Below are 18,767 nucleotides of genomic sequence, written 5' to 3' on the forward strand. Positions count from 1 at the left end.
GTCTTCCGGTGCGAAGGAGCGACTCGCGCGAGGTCTCGCTGAGCGTAGTCGTTCGAAAATCTCCGATTTTCGTGATCACGAGAGCGTTGCTCTCGGACGACGAAGCGAGGCTCGATGGACGCGGTTTGTCCGTCGGTGGAGTCGGCCGCCGGAGGCGGCCGACGAGGTTGGGGAGGTGTGAGGTTCGCGGCAGCGGTGCGGTTGCGTGGCGGGGCGGGAACGCCTCGGCTTCGGCAGTAGCTAGCTACTTCCTCCAATCCACCTCGATTTCGGTCGGCCGACACGACACTCGCGCGCTGAAAATCAGTATCTCTCTTATAACTCTGCGTGGTGTGGTGAACACACTAAAGTCGCTTCATCCCCCGTATCCGGTAGTGAGGCTATTCTCTTCGGCGGAGGCTCGGCGGCGGAGCGTTATACTTCTGGTCGCCGCGGCGGCGGCGCTGGTCGCGGTGTACGCGGGCCTCCGCCGCTACGCTCCGTTCGTCTTCCACCCCGAAGAACTCCGAACGTGGGTCGAGGGATTCGGCGTTCTCGCTCCGGTCGTCTTCACGCTCCTCCAGACGGCGCAGGTCGTCGTCGCCCCGATTCCGGGGCAAGGCGTCGCGCTCGTCGCTGGCTACCTGTTCGGCCCGGTTCTCGGAACCGTCTACAGTCTCGTCGGCGTACTCCTCGGGAGCGCAATCGCGTTCACGCTGGCGGACCGATACGGCCGAGATTTCGTCGAGGAGATACTCGACGAGGCGGCAATCGACCGGTTCGACGGATTCGTCGACCGAGTCGGGATTCCGGGTCTGGTCGCGCTCGTCGCCGTCCCCGGCCTACCGGACGACGTGATCTGTTTTCTCGCCGGAATCACGAACTGGCGGCTCCGGACGTTCATGGTCGCCATCACGATTGGTCGGCTTCCGGCCTACGTGCTCACCGTCTACGCCGGTGGCAAACTAGCCAGCGGACGCTTCGTCAGCGCGATGGCGATCCTCGGAGTCGTGATAGGAATCTCCGCGGTCGGCTACTACAAACAGGAGGAGATCAGGGACGTAGTGCAACGGTTCGCGGAACGCTCCCCGTTCTAGGGCCGAGAACCGGCAGCGAGGCGCTCTCGCCTACTCGTCCAAGAACGCCGAGAGCAACTTCCGCTCGCTCACCCGGAGGTGCTGGTGGAAAGTCGGCGCAGAGACGCCGAGTGACTCGCTGACCTCCTCGCCGGTACTCTCGCGGGGCCACTCGAAGAATCCGGCGTAGTAGGCCGCGTCGAGGGCCGACCGCTGGCGCTCGGTCAGGTCCTCTTCGAGCGTCGCGCGGAACTCCTCGACGGTGCGCTCGGGGCGCTCGCGCTCCCGGCGGGCGACGACCTTCGTGCCCGGAATCGAGTCCTGAATCGACTCGACGGCCGAACGCACGTCCACGTTCCGGGGGAGTTCGACCACGCTCCGGCCACCGTCGGCGGTGAACTTGGCGTCCCGGAGCGTCCCGCCGTGGTTGGCCAGTTCTTCGAGCGGCGAGGGACCGGTGTAGACGAACTCGAAGAGGTTGCCGTCGTCGTGTTCGTTGACGAGGCGGGCCTGCGCCACGTCGTCGGCCTGCTCGGCGCGCTCCAGCACCCGGTCGGGGGCGAGACCCTCCACCGTCATGAAGTAGACGAACGACCCCTCGGAGGTCATGGTCACGCCGTCGAGCGCGAACACGCCGCCCTCCTCGCGGGGGACGCGGGCGAAGAAGCCCTCGCCGTCGCGTATCTCGAACTCGACTTCGACCACGGCGTCCGACAGCAGCGCCTTCTTGCTCTCGGCGGCGTTGATGGCGTGGCCGATGGTCTCGCCGAGTTCGGCCAGCACCGCCTGCTCGCGGTCGTCGAAGGCGTTGGCCCGGTCGGCGTAGACGCAGAGGACGCCGTAGACCGTCTCCCGATAGCGCAGGGGGATGGCGGCCGCCGAGCGATAGCCGCGTTCGAGGGCCTGCTCTCGCCACGGCGCGAAGCCGTCGTCCTCGGGGACGTTCTGGACGACCTGCACCTCGGCGGTTTCGAGGGCCGTCTGGGCCGGGCCGCGAGGAGTCTCGTCGCGCATCTCGGTAATCGTTTCGAGGTAGCCCTCCTCGACGCCCGCGAAGGCGGTCGGTTCGGCCTGATTCGACCCCGTCATCGCCTCGCCGGTCCACGCGAACCGGTAGTGGTCGGAGTCGGCGAGTCGGTCGCAGACCGCCTGCTCCATCTCCTCGCGGGTCGAGGCCCGGACCAGCAGTTGGTCCACGTCGCGGATGACCTCGTTGATGCGGTCGAGTTCGGCGAGCTGGCTCCGCTGGTCGGCGAGTTCGGCCTCGCGGGCCGCCCGGTTGAGCGCGACCTCGGCGTTGGCCGCCAGCACGCGGACGAGGTCCATCTCGTAGTCGTCGAACGCCTCGGGGTTCGCGGAGGCCACGGTCACCACGCCCCAGTCGCCCAGCGGGAACGCGCCGAACGACCGGATTCCGGGCGACCCGTCGTCGAGCGCCCGCGGGTCGTTCCACGCGTTGTCGAAGAACTCGCTCTCGCCGGACTCGAAGACGCTCCCGACGATGCCCTCGCCGAGGTCGAAGGTCGGGGCGTCGCCGATGCTGGTGACGGTGTCTTCGGGCAGGATGTAGGGTTCGAGGAGGTCCGCGTCGTCGTCCCACCGGAAGACGGTCGCGTGAGGAATGTCGAGGACGTTCCGGGCCGTCTCGACCACGGTCTCGCAAATCTCGGACTGGCGCTCGGCCGCCATCAGGTTGCGGGTCGCCCGGTGGAGCGAGTCGAGCATCTCCTCGCGCTGGACGCGCTCGGTCACGTCGTAGTAGAGTTCCACCCGACCGCCAGCGTAGAGTCCCGACTCGATGGGCCGACTCCGGTGCTGGAGGTAGCGCTCGTCGCGGCCGTCGCCCGGCGTGACGTGGCAGGTGAACTCCTCGACGGAGGTGTTGTCGTCGTAGGTCGCGGTCACGATGTCCCCGAATCGGTCGCCGTCCTCGACGGTGTCGCGGATGTCCGTCTCGATGAGTCGGCGCTTGTCGGCCCCGACGATGGCGTCTCGCTCGACGCCGAAGTACTCCCCGACCGCGGAGTTCGCCCACGCCACGTCGAACTCGTCGTCCAAGACGAAGATGCCGACGTCGGTGTTGTCAAGCACGTCCTCGGTCATCGAGCGGTGGCGCTCCTCGTTTCGCTTGCGCTCGGTGATGTCGGTGTAGATGACGTAGTTGCCGTCGTCGCCCGACACCTCGGCGTTCCTGAGGAGGAAGTCCCGAACGCCGTCGGCGGCCGTCCGCTTGACCTCCGCGTCGACGCGCTCGCCCTGCCCGACCCGCTCGTTGAGTCGCACCGCCTCGTCCTGCTGGTCGTCGGGGACCAGCAAGTCGTCGATGGACTCGCCGCGCGCCTCGGGTTCGCTGTAGCCGAACGTCACCTCGAAGGCCTCGTTGACCGACTCGATGATTGGCTCGCCGTCCCGGAGTTCGTATCGCGCGGTCGGCTCGGGAACGTTCTCGAACAGCGCGGCGAACCGGTCTCGCTCCTCGCGGAGCGCCGACTCCGAGCGGACCCGCTGGAGCGCCTCGGAGGCGTGGGAGACCAGCAGTTCCGCGAGCTTCGCGTCCTCGTCGTCGAACTCGCCGACCGCGCGCGACCCGGCCTGCAAGATGCCCTCGTCGCCGAGCGGAACGCTCAGGAAGGACTTGAGGTCGTCGTTGATGCGCCGTCCCGTGTCGGACTGACGGATGTCCTCGACGACGTAGGTCTCCCCGCGTCGGTAAGTTCTGCCCGCGAGGCCCTCGTCGGCGCGGAGGATTTCGTAGTCGTCCTCGTCGAACTCGGAGGTAGCGGCCTTCGGCACGAGGAAGCCGCCCTCCTCGATGGCAACGCCGCAGATGTCGAACTGGAGAATCTCCTCGGCGGCCGCGACGGTCTCGTCGTATATCGCTTCGGCCGTGTCCGACCCTTCGAGGTTGACCGCGACGTGGTGAAGTTCCTCGAACTTCCGGTTAGCGCGCTCTAGGTCGCGCTCCAACTGCTTGCGGTCGGTGATGTCGGTGTAGATGGCGTAGCCGCCCGCCCGCTCGCCGGAGACGCCCGCGGTCCGCAACAGGAAGTCCCGCATCCCGTCGGCCCCTTTCCGGCGAACTTCGGTGTTGAGGTGGTCGTCGTCCTCCGTCCGGTCGAGGTGGCGCTCGAACTCGCCCTGTTCGTCAGGGGGCACGATGAGTTCGTCTATCGGTCGGCCGACGGCCTCGCCCGCGTCGTAGCCGAACACCTCCTCGAAGGCCTCGTTGACCGAGTGGACAACGGGCCGACCGTCGCGCATCCCGTAGTCCACGATTGGTTCGGGGACGTTCTCGAACAGCGCGGCGAATCGGTCGCGCTCGGCCTGTAGCGCGCTCTCGGAGCGAATGCGCTGGAGCGACTGGGCGACGTGCGAGGAGAGCAGTTCCGCGAGTTCGCAGTCGCTCTCCTCGAACGCTCCGGCTTCCTTCGAGACGGCCTGAAAGACGCCGATGTCGCCGATGGGGACCGTCAACGCCGCCCGGTAGCCGCTGGCGGCCGGGTCCACGCCCTCGTCGTGGAGGTTGCGCGTCCGAATCGACTCGCCCTCGCGGTAGGCGCGGGCCGCGAGGTTGTCCTCGGTCGAGACCGGCGTCGTGGTGTAGTAGCCGTCTGTCGGGATGCCCTTCGAGACGGCCCGCGGGACGAGTTCGCCGTCCTCGACGGTATCCACCGCGCAGAGGTCGAACTCCAGCAACTGCTCTGCGGTCTCGACCGCGAGGCGACAGACCTCCTCGGCGGTCTCGCACTCTTCGAGCATGACCGCGACCTCGTGGAGTTCCTTGGTCTTTCGCTTCTCGGCTTCGAGACGGTCTTCGAGTCGCTTGCGACGGCTCACGTCGCGCACGATGGCCGAGAAGTAGTGTTGGTCGTCGCGGACGGTCTCGCGGAAGGAGATTGCGAGCGGAATCTCCCTGCCGTCGCTGTGCCTGCCCGGCAGTTCCACGTAGTCGCGCTCGACCTGTCCCTCGTCGTCGCGGAGTTCGTTCACGGTCGCCCGGAAGCACTCGTGGACCGACTCGTCCAGCAGTCCCAAGACCGACTCGCCGACGACGTCCGCGGGTTCAAGCCCGAAGACGCGCTCGATGGCGTCGTTGGCGAACACGACCTCACAGTCGTCGTCGATGGTCAGAATCGGGTCCGGCGACTCCTCGACCAGCGTCTCGATTCCGTCGCCGAGTTGGTCGCGGTCTCGCTCGGCGCGAACGCACTCGACTGTGCTCTCGACGCGCCGCGCCGCGCGGGCAGAAAGCCCGGACTCCGGTTCGGTCGAGACGAACGTCACGTTCGCGGGCACGTCGCCGACCGACTCGGCCAGCATGACGCGGGCGACTCCGGGGTAGAGTTCGCCGACCGCGCCCAGAAACTCGGGGCCGCCGACGTCGAGGAGGTCCGCCTCGGCGACCACGCAGTCGATGTCGCCGGTCTCGATGCGGTCGAGTGCGGTCGCCCCCCGCGACTCGCACCGGACCTCGGCGTCGGTCAACTCCTCGGCGATTGCCTTCGCGCGCGACCCATTCCCGACGTAGACGACCCGTAAGGCGTCTCCTCGCGCTCGGTTCCCGTCACCCTCCGGCTTAAGCATCGTCCCACGACAGACACTCCGTGGTTGTTAGCGTTTCGGCTTTCTCGATAGTTGAGATGTTTTTTGGGCTTCGTGGCGGGGTTGAGTCAGGGTGGAGAAGGGATTGTTGTGCCAGCCACAGCGACAGCGAAAGTGAGTAGAAGCTAGCTACTGCCGAAGCCTAGGGCCCCCCGCCCCCGCCCCCCCCCGCGCCTCGTCCCCCCCACCCTCGCCGGCCGCCCCGGGCGCCCGACTCCACCGTCAGAGGCAAGCTCTGACGAGCCTCGCTTCGTCGTCCGAGAGCAACGCTCTCGTGATCACGAAAATTTCCGATTTTCGAACGACTACGCTCAGCGAGACCTCGCGCGCGAGGAGCGGCGCGAGAGCGCCGCTCCCGCACGCGCCAGAAAGACAGATTTTCCTATAGTAAGAAATTAAAATTGTCCTCTAAACAATTGAAAAGGAGTCTAAAGACTCAGAACGTGAATCCGTGCTTCGCGGTGACGTGGTGGGCTGCGGTCCCCCAGATGTAGTTCTCGCCGGGCCACCACGTCCGGGCGTTGTTGAACCCGCCGACGAGGACGCCCGCCTCGGGATTGTCGGGGTCCGGGTGGTAGTTGACCGACCCGCTGTCGCCGTCGCTGAAGCCCGACTGCTGGCCCCACTTGAGTTGGCCCTGCTTGCAGATGGCCCCGTAGGCGCAGGTGAAGCCGTCTACGGCCTGAATCTTCCCGGTCGTGTGGCCCGTCTTGACGCCGATCTTTTCGAGGCGCTCGCCCGCGGCCTTGAGGTCCGCGAGGCCGACCTTGGTGAACTGGCCGAGGACGCGGCCCGGCGACTCCTCGCGGATGCGAGCGAGCGGTTCGTAGCCGCCTTTCGGCCGGGCGCAGACCATGTCCGACTTGGGGTAGCCCGACCGGACCGTCCCGATTTCGGTCCGCCCGCCGTCGAGGAGATAGAGCGGTTTACCCTCGTTTCCGGTCCCGCCGAAGACGTGGTTCGCGGTGGCGAAGTACCGCGACCCGTCGGTCGGGTCGCGCATCGCCGGGGCGAGCGTGCCGTAGAGGTCGTCGCTGGCGACCGCGACGCTCCCCGGCACGCCGTCGCCGCGGGTCGCCTTCGAGGAGTCGCCGTCGAGAAACTCGCCCACCTCTGCGGCCGACCCCGGACTCCGGTTCTGGCGCGCGTCGGTCGCCTCCACGCGCCGGACCTCGACCGGCGTCTGCTCGACGGTCTCGGGCACCTCGCCGCGGGCCTCCTCGGTCGTAATCTCGACGCGGATGGACGCGTTCCGGCCGCCGTACTCGCCCGGCGCGACCGCCGAACTCGCCACGTCCTCGCGCCCGATGACTTCGAGGTTCCGGTGGGCCGCCAGCGCCGACCGGAAGTCGTCGTACCAGTCTGCGGGCACCGTCTTGCGCCGCGGGCGAAGCTCGCCCGACTCCTCGTCGCGGGTCAGCCCGTACACCACCGGCACCTCGTCTCGACCCGCCGCCTGCACGTCGTCTGCGGAGAGAAGACTCGCCGAGAGCGCGCCGAACCCCAAACCTAACAGCGTGTTCACGAACCGCCGCCGTCCCATCGACCCCACCGATTCGTCGTGGACGGCGCTGGTCCGCGTGTCGTCGTGTTCCCCCATTTCCCCGACTACTGTACGCCGGACTGTCACTTGAAACTGCTTGTCCGCCAGCGGTTCGAGATAGTTAGAATAAGTCGAGACTCCGGATTGAGAAAAGTTAGCACGTGTCGAGCGCATCCGCGGCGGACCCACCGCGGATGCGCTCGGCCGACCAACCACCGGAAAGAGCTTTCTCAGTTACTCCACCGGAACGAGCCTGACCAACCACTCCACCGGAAAGAGCTTCGGCCAACCACTCCACCGTGGGCGGGGTGAAGGGGCCGGGCGCTCGCGTTCACTTTAGTCGCTGGTCGGCCGCTATCCGACGCAACTACGTCCGTCGGATATGCCGGCCAGCGACCGCGAGCGGCCGGGGGCTTCAGAAAACGTCCTCGCCGTAATCTCGGCGGTTGTTCTCGTCAGATTGCCATTTAAAAGACGATTCAAGTAGTCCCCAGAACAGCGTCCGTCTCGACCGACTCCGCCGCGTCGAGCGAGCAAATGTCGTCAATATCTACCTGCTCGACCTCGACCAGCACGCGGTCGAACTCCAGTTCTCGAACGACCTCGCCGTCGAGCGACTGAACTGCCTCCTCGACAGCGGAAACCGCGCTCTCCTCGGCCAGCGTCACCACCAGCCGAATCGTCTCGCCGGGAATCGGGTCGCGGCGGAGCGACCGCACGGTGTGGCTCACGTAGGTCATGGCTCAGTCCTCAGAGCGACTCCCACGTCCGCGGCGAGTCGTTCAGTCGCTCGCACCCCTCGTCGGTCACCACCACGAGGTCCTCGATTCGGACGCCGAACTCGCCTTCGAGGTAGACGCCGGGTTCGACGCTGAACACCATCCCCGGTTCGAGTTCGGTCTGGTTGCCCTCCACGATGTAGGGGCTCTCGTGAACGTCGAGGCCGACGCCGTGGCCCGTCCGGTGGACGAACTCGTCGCCGTAGCCCGCGTCCTCGATGACCTCGCGGGCGGCCCGGTCGATTTGCTCGGCGGGGACGCCCGGTTCGACCGCCTCGACCGCGGCCTGCTGGGCCTCGCGGACGGTTTCGTGGACTTGCTGGTAGCCCTCCGGCGGGTCGCCAGCGAACACGACCGTCCGGGTCTGGTCGCCGGGGTACCCGTCGAGGTAGGCCCCGAAGTCGAGGACCACGGGGTCGCCGCGCCGGATTTCCCGGTCGCCGTGGCGGTGGTGGGGCTTCGCGCCGTTCGGCCCGGACCCCGCGATGGTGCCGAACGCGACTTCCTCGCCGCCAGCCTCGGCGAGGAGACCCTCGATTTCCTCGGCGAGTTCCGTCTCGGTCATGCCGACGGCCTCCTCGCCGAGTTCTCGAATCTCGACGCTCACCCTGTCGGCGAGTGCGCCCGCCCGCCGGAGGGCGTCGAGTTCGGTCTCGTCTTTGCGCATCCGGAGGTCCTCGAACACCTCGCTGGCGAGGCCGAAGGTGGCCTCGGGCAGGGTCTCGCGCAGGTCTTGGGTGAACAGCGCCCACATCGTGTCGTCCACGAGGAGGTGACCCCCGCGCAGGTCCATCTCGTCGGCGAGTTCGGCGACGAGTTCGGTGGGGTCCTCGCCGTCGGCCCAGAGGCGAATGTCCTCGACCCACGAGGCGTCCCGAATCTGCTCGTCGTACATCTCGGGAGCGACGAAGGCGGGCGACCCCTCTCGGGGGACGAACAGGAGGAGGTGTCGCTCGCCCGGCTCCTCGCGGAATCCGGAGGCGTAGAACAGGTTCGTACTCGGAAACAGGACGGCCGCGTCCGCGCCGACCTCGCCCAGTCGTCGCTGACACCGCCGGGTTCGCTCCTCGAACGCGCTCGGGCCGCTCGTGCCACTCATGCGAGGGGATTGCGCGGGATGCAATTTAAAAGTACGTAAGAAGAGAGCGCGGGGGAAAGCGAGGAGCGCGGCGGCAGATTCCGGCGGCGGCAATTAAATACGATGGCGTGGTACTCGCTCCGTGGTTCGGGAGCAAGTGGCCGAGTTCTCGGTCGAGTACGTGCAAGCACTGGACGAGGAGGGGAACCTCGACGAGGCGCAGGCACCCGAGGTTGACGACGAGGACCTCCTCGAACTGTATCGGCTGATGCGCCTCTCCCGTCGGACCGACGAGCGCGCCGTCGCGCTCCAGCGCCGGGGCGAGTCCGGAACCTACGCCCCCGGAATCGGACAGGAGGCCGCGCAGGTCGGGTCGGCGTTCGCGCTCGGCGACGACGAGTGGATGGTGCCCTCCTTCCGCGAGAGCGCGGCCTACCTCACGCGGGGCGCGCCGGTCCACCGACTGCTGTGGTACGCGATGGGGATGGAGGAGGGCGCGGAGGTCGCCGACCGCAACACGCCGCCCTCGATTCCGGTCGGTTCGCAGGCCCTCCACGCCGCCGGACTCGGGTGGGGTCAAGCGATTCGCGGCGAGGACGCCGCCACCCTGACCTACTTCGGTGACGGCGCGACGAGTCAGGGCGACGTGTACGAGGCGATGAACGTCGCGGGGGTGCTGGACGCTCACACCGTCTTCTGCTGCCAGAACAACCAGTGGGCAATCTCGGTGCCCCGCGAGCGCCAGAGCCGGTCCGAGACGCTGGCCCAGAAGGCGGTCGCCGCGGGCATCGACGGAATCCAAGTGGACGGCAACGACGTGCTGGGCGTCCTCGGGGTCGCGCGGGACGCCCTCGAATCGGCCCGCGAGGGGAATCCGGTCATGGTCGAAGCGCTGACCTACCGCCAGTCGATGCACACGACCAGCGACGACCCGCGGGTCTACCGGACCGAGGAGGAGGAAGGCGACTGGGACGCCCGCGACCCAATCGTCCGGTTTGAGCGGTACCTCCGCGAGGAAGGCGTGCTGGACGACGACCGCATGGCCGAAATCGCCGACGACATCGAGGCGCTCCTGAGCGACGAAATCGACCGAGCGCGCGAAGGCAGAGAGCAGGTCGAACCGGCAGAGATGTTCGACTACGTGTTCGCCGAGACGCCGCCCGAACTCCGGCGACAGAGGGAGACCTTCGAGCGCGAGGAGGGCGAGAAGGGCGAGACTGCACCCGCGAGCGCCGAGGGTGGACTCCGAGGCGAGCGCGAGGCCGGAGGCGCGGAGATTCCGGAGAGCGTCGAGCAATCTGCGGGCGAGGCCGCCGAGGAGAGAGGGGACGAGGCCGACGACGAGGAGGTGGGCGACCGTGGCTAACCAGATTCGACTCGTGGAGGCGGTTCGGCAGGCCCTCGACGAGGAGATGGCGCGCGACGAATCAGTGGTCGTCTACGGCGAGGACGTGGGCGTCAACGGCGGCGTCTTCCGCGCGACGCAGGACCTCATCGAGGAGTACCCCGAACAGGTCTACGACACTCCTCTCGCGGAGGCCGCCATCCTCGGACTCGGCGTCGGCCTCTCGGCGGCCGGGTTCCGGCCCGTGCCGGAGATTCAGTTCGCCAGCTTCGCGTATCAGGGCTTTCACCAGCTCGTCCAGCACGCGAGTCGGATGCGGAGTCGAACCCGCGGGACGCTCGGCGTTCCCATGACCGTCCGGACGCCCTACGGCGGGGGCATCCGGGCGCTGGAACTCCACTCCGAGAGCTACGAGGCCGGATTCGCCCACGTGCCGGGACTGAAGACCGTCGTGCCCGCGAACCCCGCGGACGCGAAGGGCCTGCTCACCGCCGCGATTCGGGACCCCGACCCCGTGATGTTCTTGGAGCCGACCAGTCGGTACCGGGCCTCCAGAGAGTCCGTGCCGGAGGGCGAACACGTCGTCCCCCTCGGCGAGGCAGAAGTCGTCCGCGAGGGCGAGGAGGTGACGGTGGTCGCGTGGGGAGCGATGGTGGCCGAGGCGCTCGACGCCGTCGAGAGCGGGGACGCCGACGCCGAGGTCATCGACCTCAGGACGGTCTCTCCGATGGACTCGGAGGCGATTCTCGACTCGGTCCGGAAGACCGGCCGGTGCGTCGTGGTCCACGAGGCCCCCAGAACCGGCGGCCTCGCGGCCGAAATCGTCGCCCGAATCAACGACGACGCGCTCTACTATCTGGAGGCCCCGGTCGAGCGCGTGACCGGCTACGACGTGCCCTTCCCGCTGTTCGCCCGCGAGGAGGCATATCGCCCCGACGCCGACCGAATCCGGCGGGGAATCGAGCGCGCGCTGTCGGCGTGAAAGCTATGAGACTCGGCGTCGTCTCCTCGACGAGGGATTCGAATGCAAGCATTCGTCATGAACGGAATCGGAGAGACGGGATTCGCCGAGAAGGATAGACCGGAACCGGGACCGAACGACGCGATACTGAAGCCGACGAAGGCGCTCATCTGCACGTCGGACGTTCACACGGTCCACGGTGCAATCGGCGAGCGCGAGAACCTGACGCTCGGCCACGAGGCGGTCGGCGTCGTGGACGAAGTCGGCTCGGAAGTCGAGGAGTTCGCCGAGGGCGACAGAGTCGTCGTCGGGGCCATCACGCCCGACTGGAAGTCGGAGGCGGCCCAAGACGGCCACCCCTCCCAGTCGGGCGGCGCGCTCGGCGGGTGGAAGTTCGCCAACGAGAAGGACGGCGTGTTCGCCGAGTACGCCCACGTCAACGACGCCGACGCGAATCTGGCCCACATCCCGGAGGGCGTCGAGGACGAGGAGGCGGTCTACGTCTGCGACATGCTCAGCACGGGGTTCGCCGCGGCCGAGAACGCCGAGATTCCGATGGGCGGGACGGTGGCCGTCTTCGCGCAGGGGCCGGTGGGCTTGATGGCGACCAGAGGCGCGGCGTTGCAGGGCGCGGGCCAAATCATCGCGGTCGAGAGCGTCCCGGAGCGCCAAGAGTTGGCCCGCGAGTACGGCGCTGACGAAATCGTGGACTTCTCGGAGGCGGACCCGGTCGAGGAGATTCTGGAACTGACCGCCGACGAGGGAGAACCGGCGGGCGTCGATGCGGCAATCGAGGCACTCGGCAGGGAGGAGACGCTGGCCGACTGCGTGGCCGTCACCCGGCCCGGCGGCACCATCTCGAACGTGGGCTACTACGGCGAGGGCGAGACGGTCGGCATCCCGCGAGAGGCGTGGGGCGTCGGCATGGCCGAGAAGGACATCGTGACCGACCTCTGTCCCGGCGGGCGCGTCCGCCTCCGGCGACTCCTGCGACTCATCGACGCCGGGCGCGTGGACCCGACGCCGATGACGACCCACGAATTCGACTTCGAGAACATCGACGAGGCCTTCGAGTTGATGGCGTCGAAAGAAGACGGCGTCATCAAACCGCTGGTAACGTTCTGAACCGGACGTTCCGAGGGGATTCCGGAGTCGCCCGTCGTCCCCTCGGACGGCGAACCGAACACGGTAAGATTCTTATCGGACGAGGAGAAATGCTAACGCAGAACGACCGCCGCCCGATGAGGCCGTTTCGGCTGAGGGCTTCAGCAGGAACCCGCGAGCGGAGCGCGCTCGCGGTTCATTCTGCTCTTTTGCCTTCGGGTCCGAGTCGCCCGCTACTATCTCTCGCGTCACGAGTCGAGTCCGGAGTCCGCGTTCCGGAGTTCGAACCGTAACTGTCCGTCCGCGCCCTCGGAGACCCAGAGGAGTCGGTCCACGACCGCCGTGAGCGCGTTCGTCGTCGCCTCGTCGTGCGCCGTGAAGTCGATGCCGAAGATTCCGAGTCCCGCACCGGCCTGCAGGCCCGTGGTTCGGTCGAGCAGGCGGCAGACGCGCTCGGTGGTCGCTCCGCGAATCATCGGCGTGAGCGACCGGACGACGAAGTGTCGGGGTCCGGTCGGCGGCACGACGGTCCCGGTCAGGTCCGAGAGGCCGACGACGACCCGTTCCAAGTCGTCCGCCGAGGGCACGTAGACGGTCGGCGTGTCGGCGTACGGCGCGGTGAGATACTGGTCCTCCGAGACGGTATCGACCACGGCGAGCGAAGGCGTTCCCTCGGACGGCTCGAACCCGGAGACGCGCTCGACAACCTGCTCGCGGCCCTCGGTAGTCGTCACGACGAGCGCGGTGTCGTCCCGGCCGACGGCGTGCGACAGAATCCGGAGGCAGAGCGCGTGCTCCGTCGGCTCGACGGTCCCCGCGACGAGCACCGTCGTGGATTGCGACACGGCGTCGACGGCCTCGGCAATCGAGTCGCCGTCGCCAGCGCGGCGGTTCAGGGGCATCGAGTGCCCTCCATGGTCCGCCTCAGTCTCGCGGTCGTAACTGATGGCCCGCGAGTCGGCGCTGTCTCCTCGCGGAAGTCCGTGCCCCAGTCGATAGAGTCGAGTTCGGTGGTCATGGTTGGTGAGTCCCGCCGGACGGTCGGCCTCGCGGCTAGCCGCCGGGCGGCGGCAGGGGTATCAGGCACGGCGCATCTCGGAGCAGTGCCATCGGAAGACGCCTGCACCGCGGCGACAGCCCGATGGGCGAACGGAGAAAGGACGGGACGAAATCCCTCGTACCTCGAAGTATCGAAGGGGCGTCGATATATAAGTTACGTCCGCGAAGCGGCGACAGCGCTCAGTACGCCTCGGCTTCGAGGTCTTCGAGGTGCTGGTCGAGTTCGGGGTACTCCTCGACCCTGACGAAGCCGTAGTCGCCGCCGCCGTAGAAGGTGTCGGGAATCTCGTTCTCGACCAGCATCAACTCGGGGTCGGCGTCCACGTGGTTGACCTTCTGTAGGGGGACGACGCGGGCCTCCTCGGTGCCGTCTAAGCAGACCACGGTGCGCTCGCGGAACAGTACCGCGTCGAACTCCAGCGCGTCGTACTCGTCTACCGTGAACACGGTCGGGCGGGACGGAGCCATGCCCGAGATTGCGACGACGAAGGTAATAAAATCCCGGTGAAGGAGCGAGAGTACGTCGCGGGGGAGCGTTGCAGACGATACCGATTCGGGACGCTACGCGCCGCCTCGCTTCCCGGTGTTCGACCGGGCGAGCATCCGGATTCCCTGCCAGATTGCGAGGCCGACGAGCGCGCCGACTAACACCGCTTGCGGGTCGAGTCCGGGGGCAGCGTTCGCGTGAAGCGGAAGGGTCATACGCCGCGGTACGACGCGCTCGTTCGTCAATATTTCTGTCTGCAGTCGCGGAGTCAATTTTTTACTCCTCTCGACGCAACGACCCGCTGGTGGGTGTCATGGACGAAGCCGCGTTAGTCCCGACAATCGTGTACGTCCTGCTCACGGCGTTCGTCGTCGCGTGGGCCGTCCGGGCGTTCCGGTGGCTCCGCGTCACCGAGACCACCGTCGCGCTGGCGGTCCTGCTGTTGGTCGTCGAGAGCGGCGTCGCCTACGAGGGCGTCAAGCGAGCGATGGAGTACTGATTCAGTCGGACCGCATTCGCAGGCGGTTCGAGAACCATCGGACGATTTTCCAGAGGCCCGCAATTGCGAGGAGGACGAGGAGGTACGCCGCAGGCGGCGTCCCCGGTGTTCGAAGCGGGAGGAGTTGCACGCGAGCGAAATCGGCGCGAAGTGCTGTCAACTTTTCCGTAAATCGCCTCGGGGTCAAGCCCCGAGGCTTTCGCGTGGACTCCCGTTCTATGCCTCACCCGAGGCAGGGGGAACGTACTCCCCGCTCACGTTCAGCGTCCCGCGATTCAAGCGCACATCTACGGGTGCGCCTCCGTCGTCTGCGTTTTGCCGACGACGGAGATACTGCAAACCGATGTTCTTCGCGGCGTTGTAGTCGGCGTGGTTCTCGTACCCGCACTGCTGACACTCGAACGACTCGCCTGACCGATTGTCGTCGTGGGTAAATCCACACGTCGAGCAACGCTTCGACGTGTTGCGCGGGTCAACCTGTACGACTTCGAGGCCGTGTTCTTCGGCCTTGTATTCGACGTACTCGGAGAGGCGTCGGAACGCCCAGACGTGTTGCCACGTCGCCTCGGGAATGTTCTCCCGAATATGGGTCAAATCCTCGAACACGATGTGCGAACAGTCGTTCTCGACGGCCTCCTCGATAAGTTCGTTCGCCACCGTGTGCAGGTGTATCTCGAACCGCCCGTACTCTTTCTGCCCGACTGACTCGATGTTTTCGTGGGCGTGGCGAGACCCACACTGCTGAAGCGAGCCACGACGTTTCTCGTACTCTCGTCGCCAGTGGTTGAACTCGTCTGCCGACCAGAATCGCCCCGTCGAAGCAACGGCGAGGTTGTTGACGCCCAAATCCACACCAAGGACTGTTCTGTGCTTGGACTCGGATTCAGACGGTTCCTCGTCTGCCTCGACTTTCCGCATCGAGGCGTGGAGGAACCAGTCACCGTCGCGGTACTGCAAGTGTGCCATCCGAAACTCGAAGTCCTGGTCGGAGACGTATTTGGTCGGCGGTGTCTCCGAGTCGTCGGGAAGGATGTACTCGCACTCAACGCGCCCGTCTACGGTCGAGAGGGAAACGTGGTCGCGGTGGAACGTCGCGCTCCGCTTGTCGTAGACCGCGCTATCGGCAGAAAAGTGCGGTTGTGACGTGTTCTCACCACGTTCGAGACGCGAGACTCCGCTTTTGACGGCCTCGACCGCCCTGCGAATCCCTTTCTGGACGAGATTCGCGGTAAGGTCGGTTTCGTCGCGGAGTCGGTCGTAGAGGGCGCGTTCGGCTTTGGCTTTCGAGGTGACGTGATAGCCGTCGTCGCCATGCCAACACCATTCGCTTGCGGTATTGGCGCAGTGTTTGAACTGCTCGACGGTCTCTCGAAGCGAATCGTCGGCTCCTTCGGGAGTGTCGAGTTTGATGACGGCGGTACGACGGTATTCCACTATATTTTCACATATACGGGTGGTGTTACTTACACGTTTGGGAGTCGGCTTTGCTATCGTAGCGGGGTTTGTGTCATCGAGTGTCGGCTTCCTCCCCGACCTCAAGGGTCGGGGCATCCGCCTCGTTCCGCCTGTGAAAAAGAGCGGTCAGTGGCCGGACCTCAGCGCAGGAAGCCCAACAGCTTGTAGTCGTGGTCCGGGGTGTAGCGCCGGAACAGCAGGCTGTTGGTCAGGACGCTCACGCTGGAGAACGCCATCGCGCCCGCAGCCAGCACGGGCTGGAGCAGGCCGAGGCTGGCCAGCGGAATCATCGCGGTGTTGTACCCCAGCGCCCAGAAGAGGTTCTGCTTGATCTTCGACAGCGTCCCCTCCGAGACGCGGATGGCCTTCAGCACGTCGGCGGGGTCGTCGCGCATCAGGGTCACGTCGGCGGCCTCGATGGCCACGTCGGTGCCCGAGCCGATTGCCGCGCCGACGTAGGCCGCGGCGAGGGCGGGCGCGTCGTTCACGCCGTCGCCGACCATCATGGCGTTGCGGCCCTCGCCCTGAATCGACTCGACCGCGTCGGCCTTGTCCTCGGGCAGGACCTCCGCCCGGACGTTGTCGGGGTCGATACCGACCTGCTCGGCGACGGCGCGGGCGGTGCGCTCGTTGTCGCCGGTAATCATCATGACCTCGGTTCCCCGGTCGCGGAGCGCCGAGACGGCCTGCTTGGCGCTCTCCTTGACGGTGTCGGCGTCGGCGACGACGCCCGCGAGTTGACCGTCGATTGCGACGAGCATCGCCGTCTTGCCCTCGCGTTCGAGGCGTTCCATCGGCTCCTCGGCGCGCGAGGCGTCGATTCCGTTGTCCTCCATCAGCTTGCGGTTGCCGACCAAGACCTCGCCGTGGGAGGTCGTGGCGCGGACGCCGTGGCCGGGGACGTTCTCGAAGCTCTCGGGGTCCTCGATATCGAGGTCGCGCTCTTGTGCGCCGTCAACGATGGCCTGCGCGAGGGGATGTTCGCTCCCCTTCTCGGCGCTCGCGGCCGCGGCGAGGACGACGTCTTCGTCGATTTCAGATTCGGAAGCGGGTGCTTCGACCGCGCCGCCGTCCGCGGCAGTTTGCTCCCCACCATCTGCCGCAGGGCCGAGCGCCACCACGTCGGTCAGGCGCATCTCGCCCTCGGTCAGAGTGCCGGTCTTGTCGAAGACCACGGTGTCCACGTCGCGGACGCGTTCGAGGATGTCGCCGCCCTTGAACAGGACGCCGTTCTGCGCGCCGATAGAGGTCCCGACCATCGTCGCGGCCGGGGTGGCCAGTCCCAGCGCGCAGGGACAGGCGATGAGGACCGCGGAGGCGAAGACGACGACCGCGAACTCGAAGACCGAGACGGTGCCGCCAGCGGCCGCGGGACCGCCTGCGACGAGGCCCCACAGCGGGAGCGACTGGACGAATCCGGCGAGCGCCTCGGGGAAGAGGAACCAGAGGGTGCCCCAAATCAGAGCGTTCGTGATGACCGCCGGGACGAAGTACGCCGAGATGCGGTCGGCGACCTGCTGAATCTCGGGCTGGCGGCTCTGGGCCTCCTTGACCAACTGGACGATTTGCTGGAGCGCAGTCTCCGCGCCGACCTTGGTGGCCTCGACGCGGAGGACGCCGTTCTCGTTGACGGTCGCGCCGACGACCTCGTCGCCGGGCGACTTCTCGACGGGGACCGACTCGCCGGTCACCATCGACTCGTCCACGGCGCTCTCGCCCTCTCGGACGACGCCGTCGGTCGGAATCTTCTCGCCGGGCCGGACCACCATCAGGTCGCCGACTTCAACGTCCTCGACGGGGATTTCCTCCTCGTCTCCGTCGCGGACGACCGTCGCGGTGTCGGCCTCCATTTCGAGGAGTTTCCGGAGCGCGTCGCTCGCTTGGCCCTTCGAGCGGGCTTCGAGGTAGTTGCCGAGCGTGATGAACACAAGGATGAGCGCCGCGGTGTCGAAGTAGAGACTCCCGGTGAACCCGAGCAGGACCGCCACGCTGTAGATGTAGGCGGTCGAGGAGCCGAGCGCAATCAGCACGTCCATGTTCGCGGTCCGGTTCTTGACGACCGCCTTGTATGAGTTCTCGTAGAACTCCTTGCCGAGGAAGTACTGAACCGGAGTCGCCAGCCCGAACATGACCCACCCGAGCGGGACGCCCAGCAAGGCCTCGCCGAGCAGGCCGTCGAACAGGTAGTGTTCGAGCATGAAGAAGATGAGCGGCGTGGACAGGACCGCGCCGAAGATGGTCAGATTTCGCTGGTGGCGAATCTCCTCCTGTCTGGCGGCGTCCCGGCGGTCGGCGCTGGACTGCTTGCCGTCTTCGCCCTCGCCGCCCTCCTCGCGGACCGGCGAGTAGCCAGCGCCCTCGATGGCCTCGTAGAGGGAGTCGCGGTCCACGTCGTTGGGGTTGTAGCGCACGACGCCCTCGTCGGTGGCGTAGTTGACCTCCGCGGAGACGACCCCCGGCAGGGCTTCGAGGGCGTCCTCGTTGGTCTCCGCGCAGTTCGAGCAGGTCATGTCCGCGATGCCGATAGAGACCTCCTCGGAGACGGGTTCGTAGCCCGACTCCTCGATGGCCTCGTAAATCTCGGCCAGCGTGACCTCGCCCGAGTCGTACTCGACGGTGCCCTCGTCGGTGGCGAAGTTGACGTTCACCTCCTCTATTCCGTCCAACTCGCTCAGGGCGTCTTCGACCGTCCCCGAGCAGTTGGCGCAACTCATGCCTCGTACGTCGAGGTGTGCGGTTCGCGCCATCGTTTGCTCCTTGATAGAAGGTACGGGACCCACGTTAAAGCGAGTTGTCCCTT

Annotated in this window: 16 protein-coding genes; 5 read left to right on the plus strand and 11 right to left on the minus strand. The window is 66.8% G+C overall.

Annotation, left to right across the window (positions count from 1 at the left end):
* Positions 1 to 374: 374 nt before the first annotated feature.
* Positions 375 to 1,076: a TVP38/TMEM64 family protein gene (locus tag EPL01_RS09705; protein ID WP_135825075.1), complete on the plus strand. Its 702-nt coding sequence runs from the start codon at positions 375 to 377 to the stop codon at positions 1,074 to 1,076.
* 30 nt (positions 1,077 to 1,106) lie between these two features.
* On the opposite strand, the gene EPL01_RS09710 is transcribed toward EPL01_RS09705, so the two are convergent.
* The 4 genes from EPL01_RS09710 to EPL01_RS09725 form a co-directional block, all read right to left on the minus strand.
* Positions 1,107 to 5,639, minus strand: coding sequence for a GAF domain-containing protein (locus EPL01_RS09710; RefSeq protein ID WP_135825076.1), 4,533 nt, complete (start codon positions 5,637 to 5,639; stop codon positions 1,107 to 1,109).
* A gap of 454 nt (positions 5,640 to 6,093) precedes the next feature.
* A complete protein-coding gene (locus EPL01_RS09715) occupies positions 6,094 to 7,257 on the minus strand; it encodes a hypothetical protein (RefSeq protein ID WP_135825077.1) in 1,164 nt (387 codons plus the stop codon).
* A 422-nt stretch (positions 7,258 to 7,679) separates the two neighbouring features.
* A complete protein-coding gene (locus EPL01_RS09720) occupies positions 7,680 to 7,940 on the minus strand; it encodes a hypothetical protein (protein WP_135825078.1) in 261 nt (86 codons plus the stop codon).
* Between the two features lie 10 nt (positions 7,941 to 7,950).
* Positions 7,951 to 9,078, minus strand: coding sequence for a M24 family metallopeptidase (locus tag EPL01_RS09725; protein WP_135825079.1), 1,128 nt, complete (start codon positions 9,076 to 9,078; stop codon positions 7,951 to 7,953).
* A 121-nt stretch (positions 9,079 to 9,199) separates the two neighbouring features.
* On the opposite strand from EPL01_RS09725, the gene pdhA reads away from it, so the two are divergent.
* The 3 genes from pdhA to EPL01_RS09740 are packed head-to-tail and all read left to right on the plus strand — an operon-like array spanning position 9,200 to position 12,488.
* Positions 9,200 to 10,423: a pyruvate dehydrogenase (acetyl-transferring) E1 component subunit alpha gene (pdhA, locus tag EPL01_RS09730; RefSeq protein WP_135825080.1), complete on the plus strand. Its 1,224-nt coding sequence runs from the start codon at positions 9,200 to 9,202 to the stop codon at positions 10,421 to 10,423.
* A complete protein-coding gene (locus EPL01_RS09735) occupies positions 10,416 to 11,384 on the plus strand; it encodes an alpha-ketoacid dehydrogenase subunit beta (protein ID WP_135825081.1) in 969 nt (322 codons plus the stop codon). The genes pdhA and EPL01_RS09735 overlap by 8 nt, the downstream gene beginning before the upstream one ends.
* Before the next feature lie 42 nt (positions 11,385 to 11,426).
* On the plus strand, positions 11,427 to 12,488 hold the full coding sequence (locus EPL01_RS09740) for an NAD(P)-dependent alcohol dehydrogenase (RefSeq protein ID WP_135825082.1): 1,062 nt from the start codon (positions 11,427 to 11,429) through the stop codon (positions 12,486 to 12,488).
* A gap of 227 nt (positions 12,489 to 12,715) precedes the next feature.
* On the opposite strand, the gene EPL01_RS09745 is transcribed toward EPL01_RS09740, so the two are convergent.
* The 4 genes from EPL01_RS09745 to EPL01_RS21565 form a co-directional block, all read right to left on the minus strand.
* Positions 12,716 to 13,369 (minus strand): DUF7504 family protein, encoded by a 654-nt coding sequence (locus tag EPL01_RS09745; RefSeq protein WP_135825083.1) that lies wholly within the window; start codon positions 13,367 to 13,369, stop codon positions 12,716 to 12,718.
* Entirely contained in the window at positions 13,360 to 13,485 is a 126-nt protein-coding gene (locus EPL01_RS22440; protein WP_281275355.1) for a hypothetical protein, read from the minus strand. Before EPL01_RS22440 ends, EPL01_RS09745 begins: the two co-directional genes overlap by 10 nt.
* A 221-nt stretch (positions 13,486 to 13,706) precedes the next feature.
* Entirely contained in the window at positions 13,707 to 13,994 is a 288-nt protein-coding gene (locus EPL01_RS09750) for a hypothetical protein (RefSeq protein WP_135825084.1), read from the minus strand.
* A gap of 93 nt (positions 13,995 to 14,087) precedes the next feature.
* Positions 14,088 to 14,228, minus strand: coding sequence for a hypothetical protein (locus EPL01_RS21565; protein ID WP_168215856.1), 141 nt, complete (start codon positions 14,226 to 14,228; stop codon positions 14,088 to 14,090).
* A gap of 89 nt (positions 14,229 to 14,317) precedes the next feature.
* Between EPL01_RS21565 and EPL01_RS09755 the strand changes: the two genes are divergently transcribed.
* Positions 14,318 to 14,512: a hypothetical protein gene (locus EPL01_RS09755; RefSeq protein ID WP_135825085.1), complete on the plus strand. Its 195-nt coding sequence runs from the start codon at positions 14,318 to 14,320 to the stop codon at positions 14,510 to 14,512.
* A 1-nt stretch (position 14,513) separates the two neighbouring features.
* On the opposite strand, the gene EPL01_RS22445 is transcribed toward EPL01_RS09755, so the two are convergent.
* From EPL01_RS22445 to EPL01_RS09765, 3 genes are all read right to left on the minus strand, one after another.
* The gene (locus EPL01_RS22445) at positions 14,514 to 14,642 is read right to left on the minus strand and encodes a hypothetical protein (protein ID WP_281275356.1); all 129 of its coding nucleotides are present in this window, start codon (positions 14,640 to 14,642) and stop codon (positions 14,514 to 14,516) included.
* Between the two features lie 86 nt (positions 14,643 to 14,728).
* The gene (locus EPL01_RS09760) at positions 14,729 to 15,946 is read right to left on the minus strand and encodes an RNA-guided endonuclease InsQ/TnpB family protein (protein ID WP_135825086.1); all 1,218 of its coding nucleotides are present in this window, start codon (positions 15,944 to 15,946) and stop codon (positions 14,729 to 14,731) included.
* Between the two features lie 161 nt (positions 15,947 to 16,107).
* On the minus strand, positions 16,108 to 18,681 hold the full coding sequence (locus EPL01_RS09765; protein ID WP_246045663.1) for a heavy metal translocating P-type ATPase: 2,574 nt from the start codon (positions 18,679 to 18,681) through the stop codon (positions 16,108 to 16,110).
* Between the last annotated feature and the right edge of the window lie 86 nt (positions 18,682 to 18,767).

The sequence above is a fragment of the Halorussus ruber genome (genome assembly GCF_004765785.1).
Classification (GTDB): domain Archaea; phylum Halobacteriota; class Halobacteria; order Halobacteriales; family Haladaptataceae; genus Halorussus; species Halorussus ruber.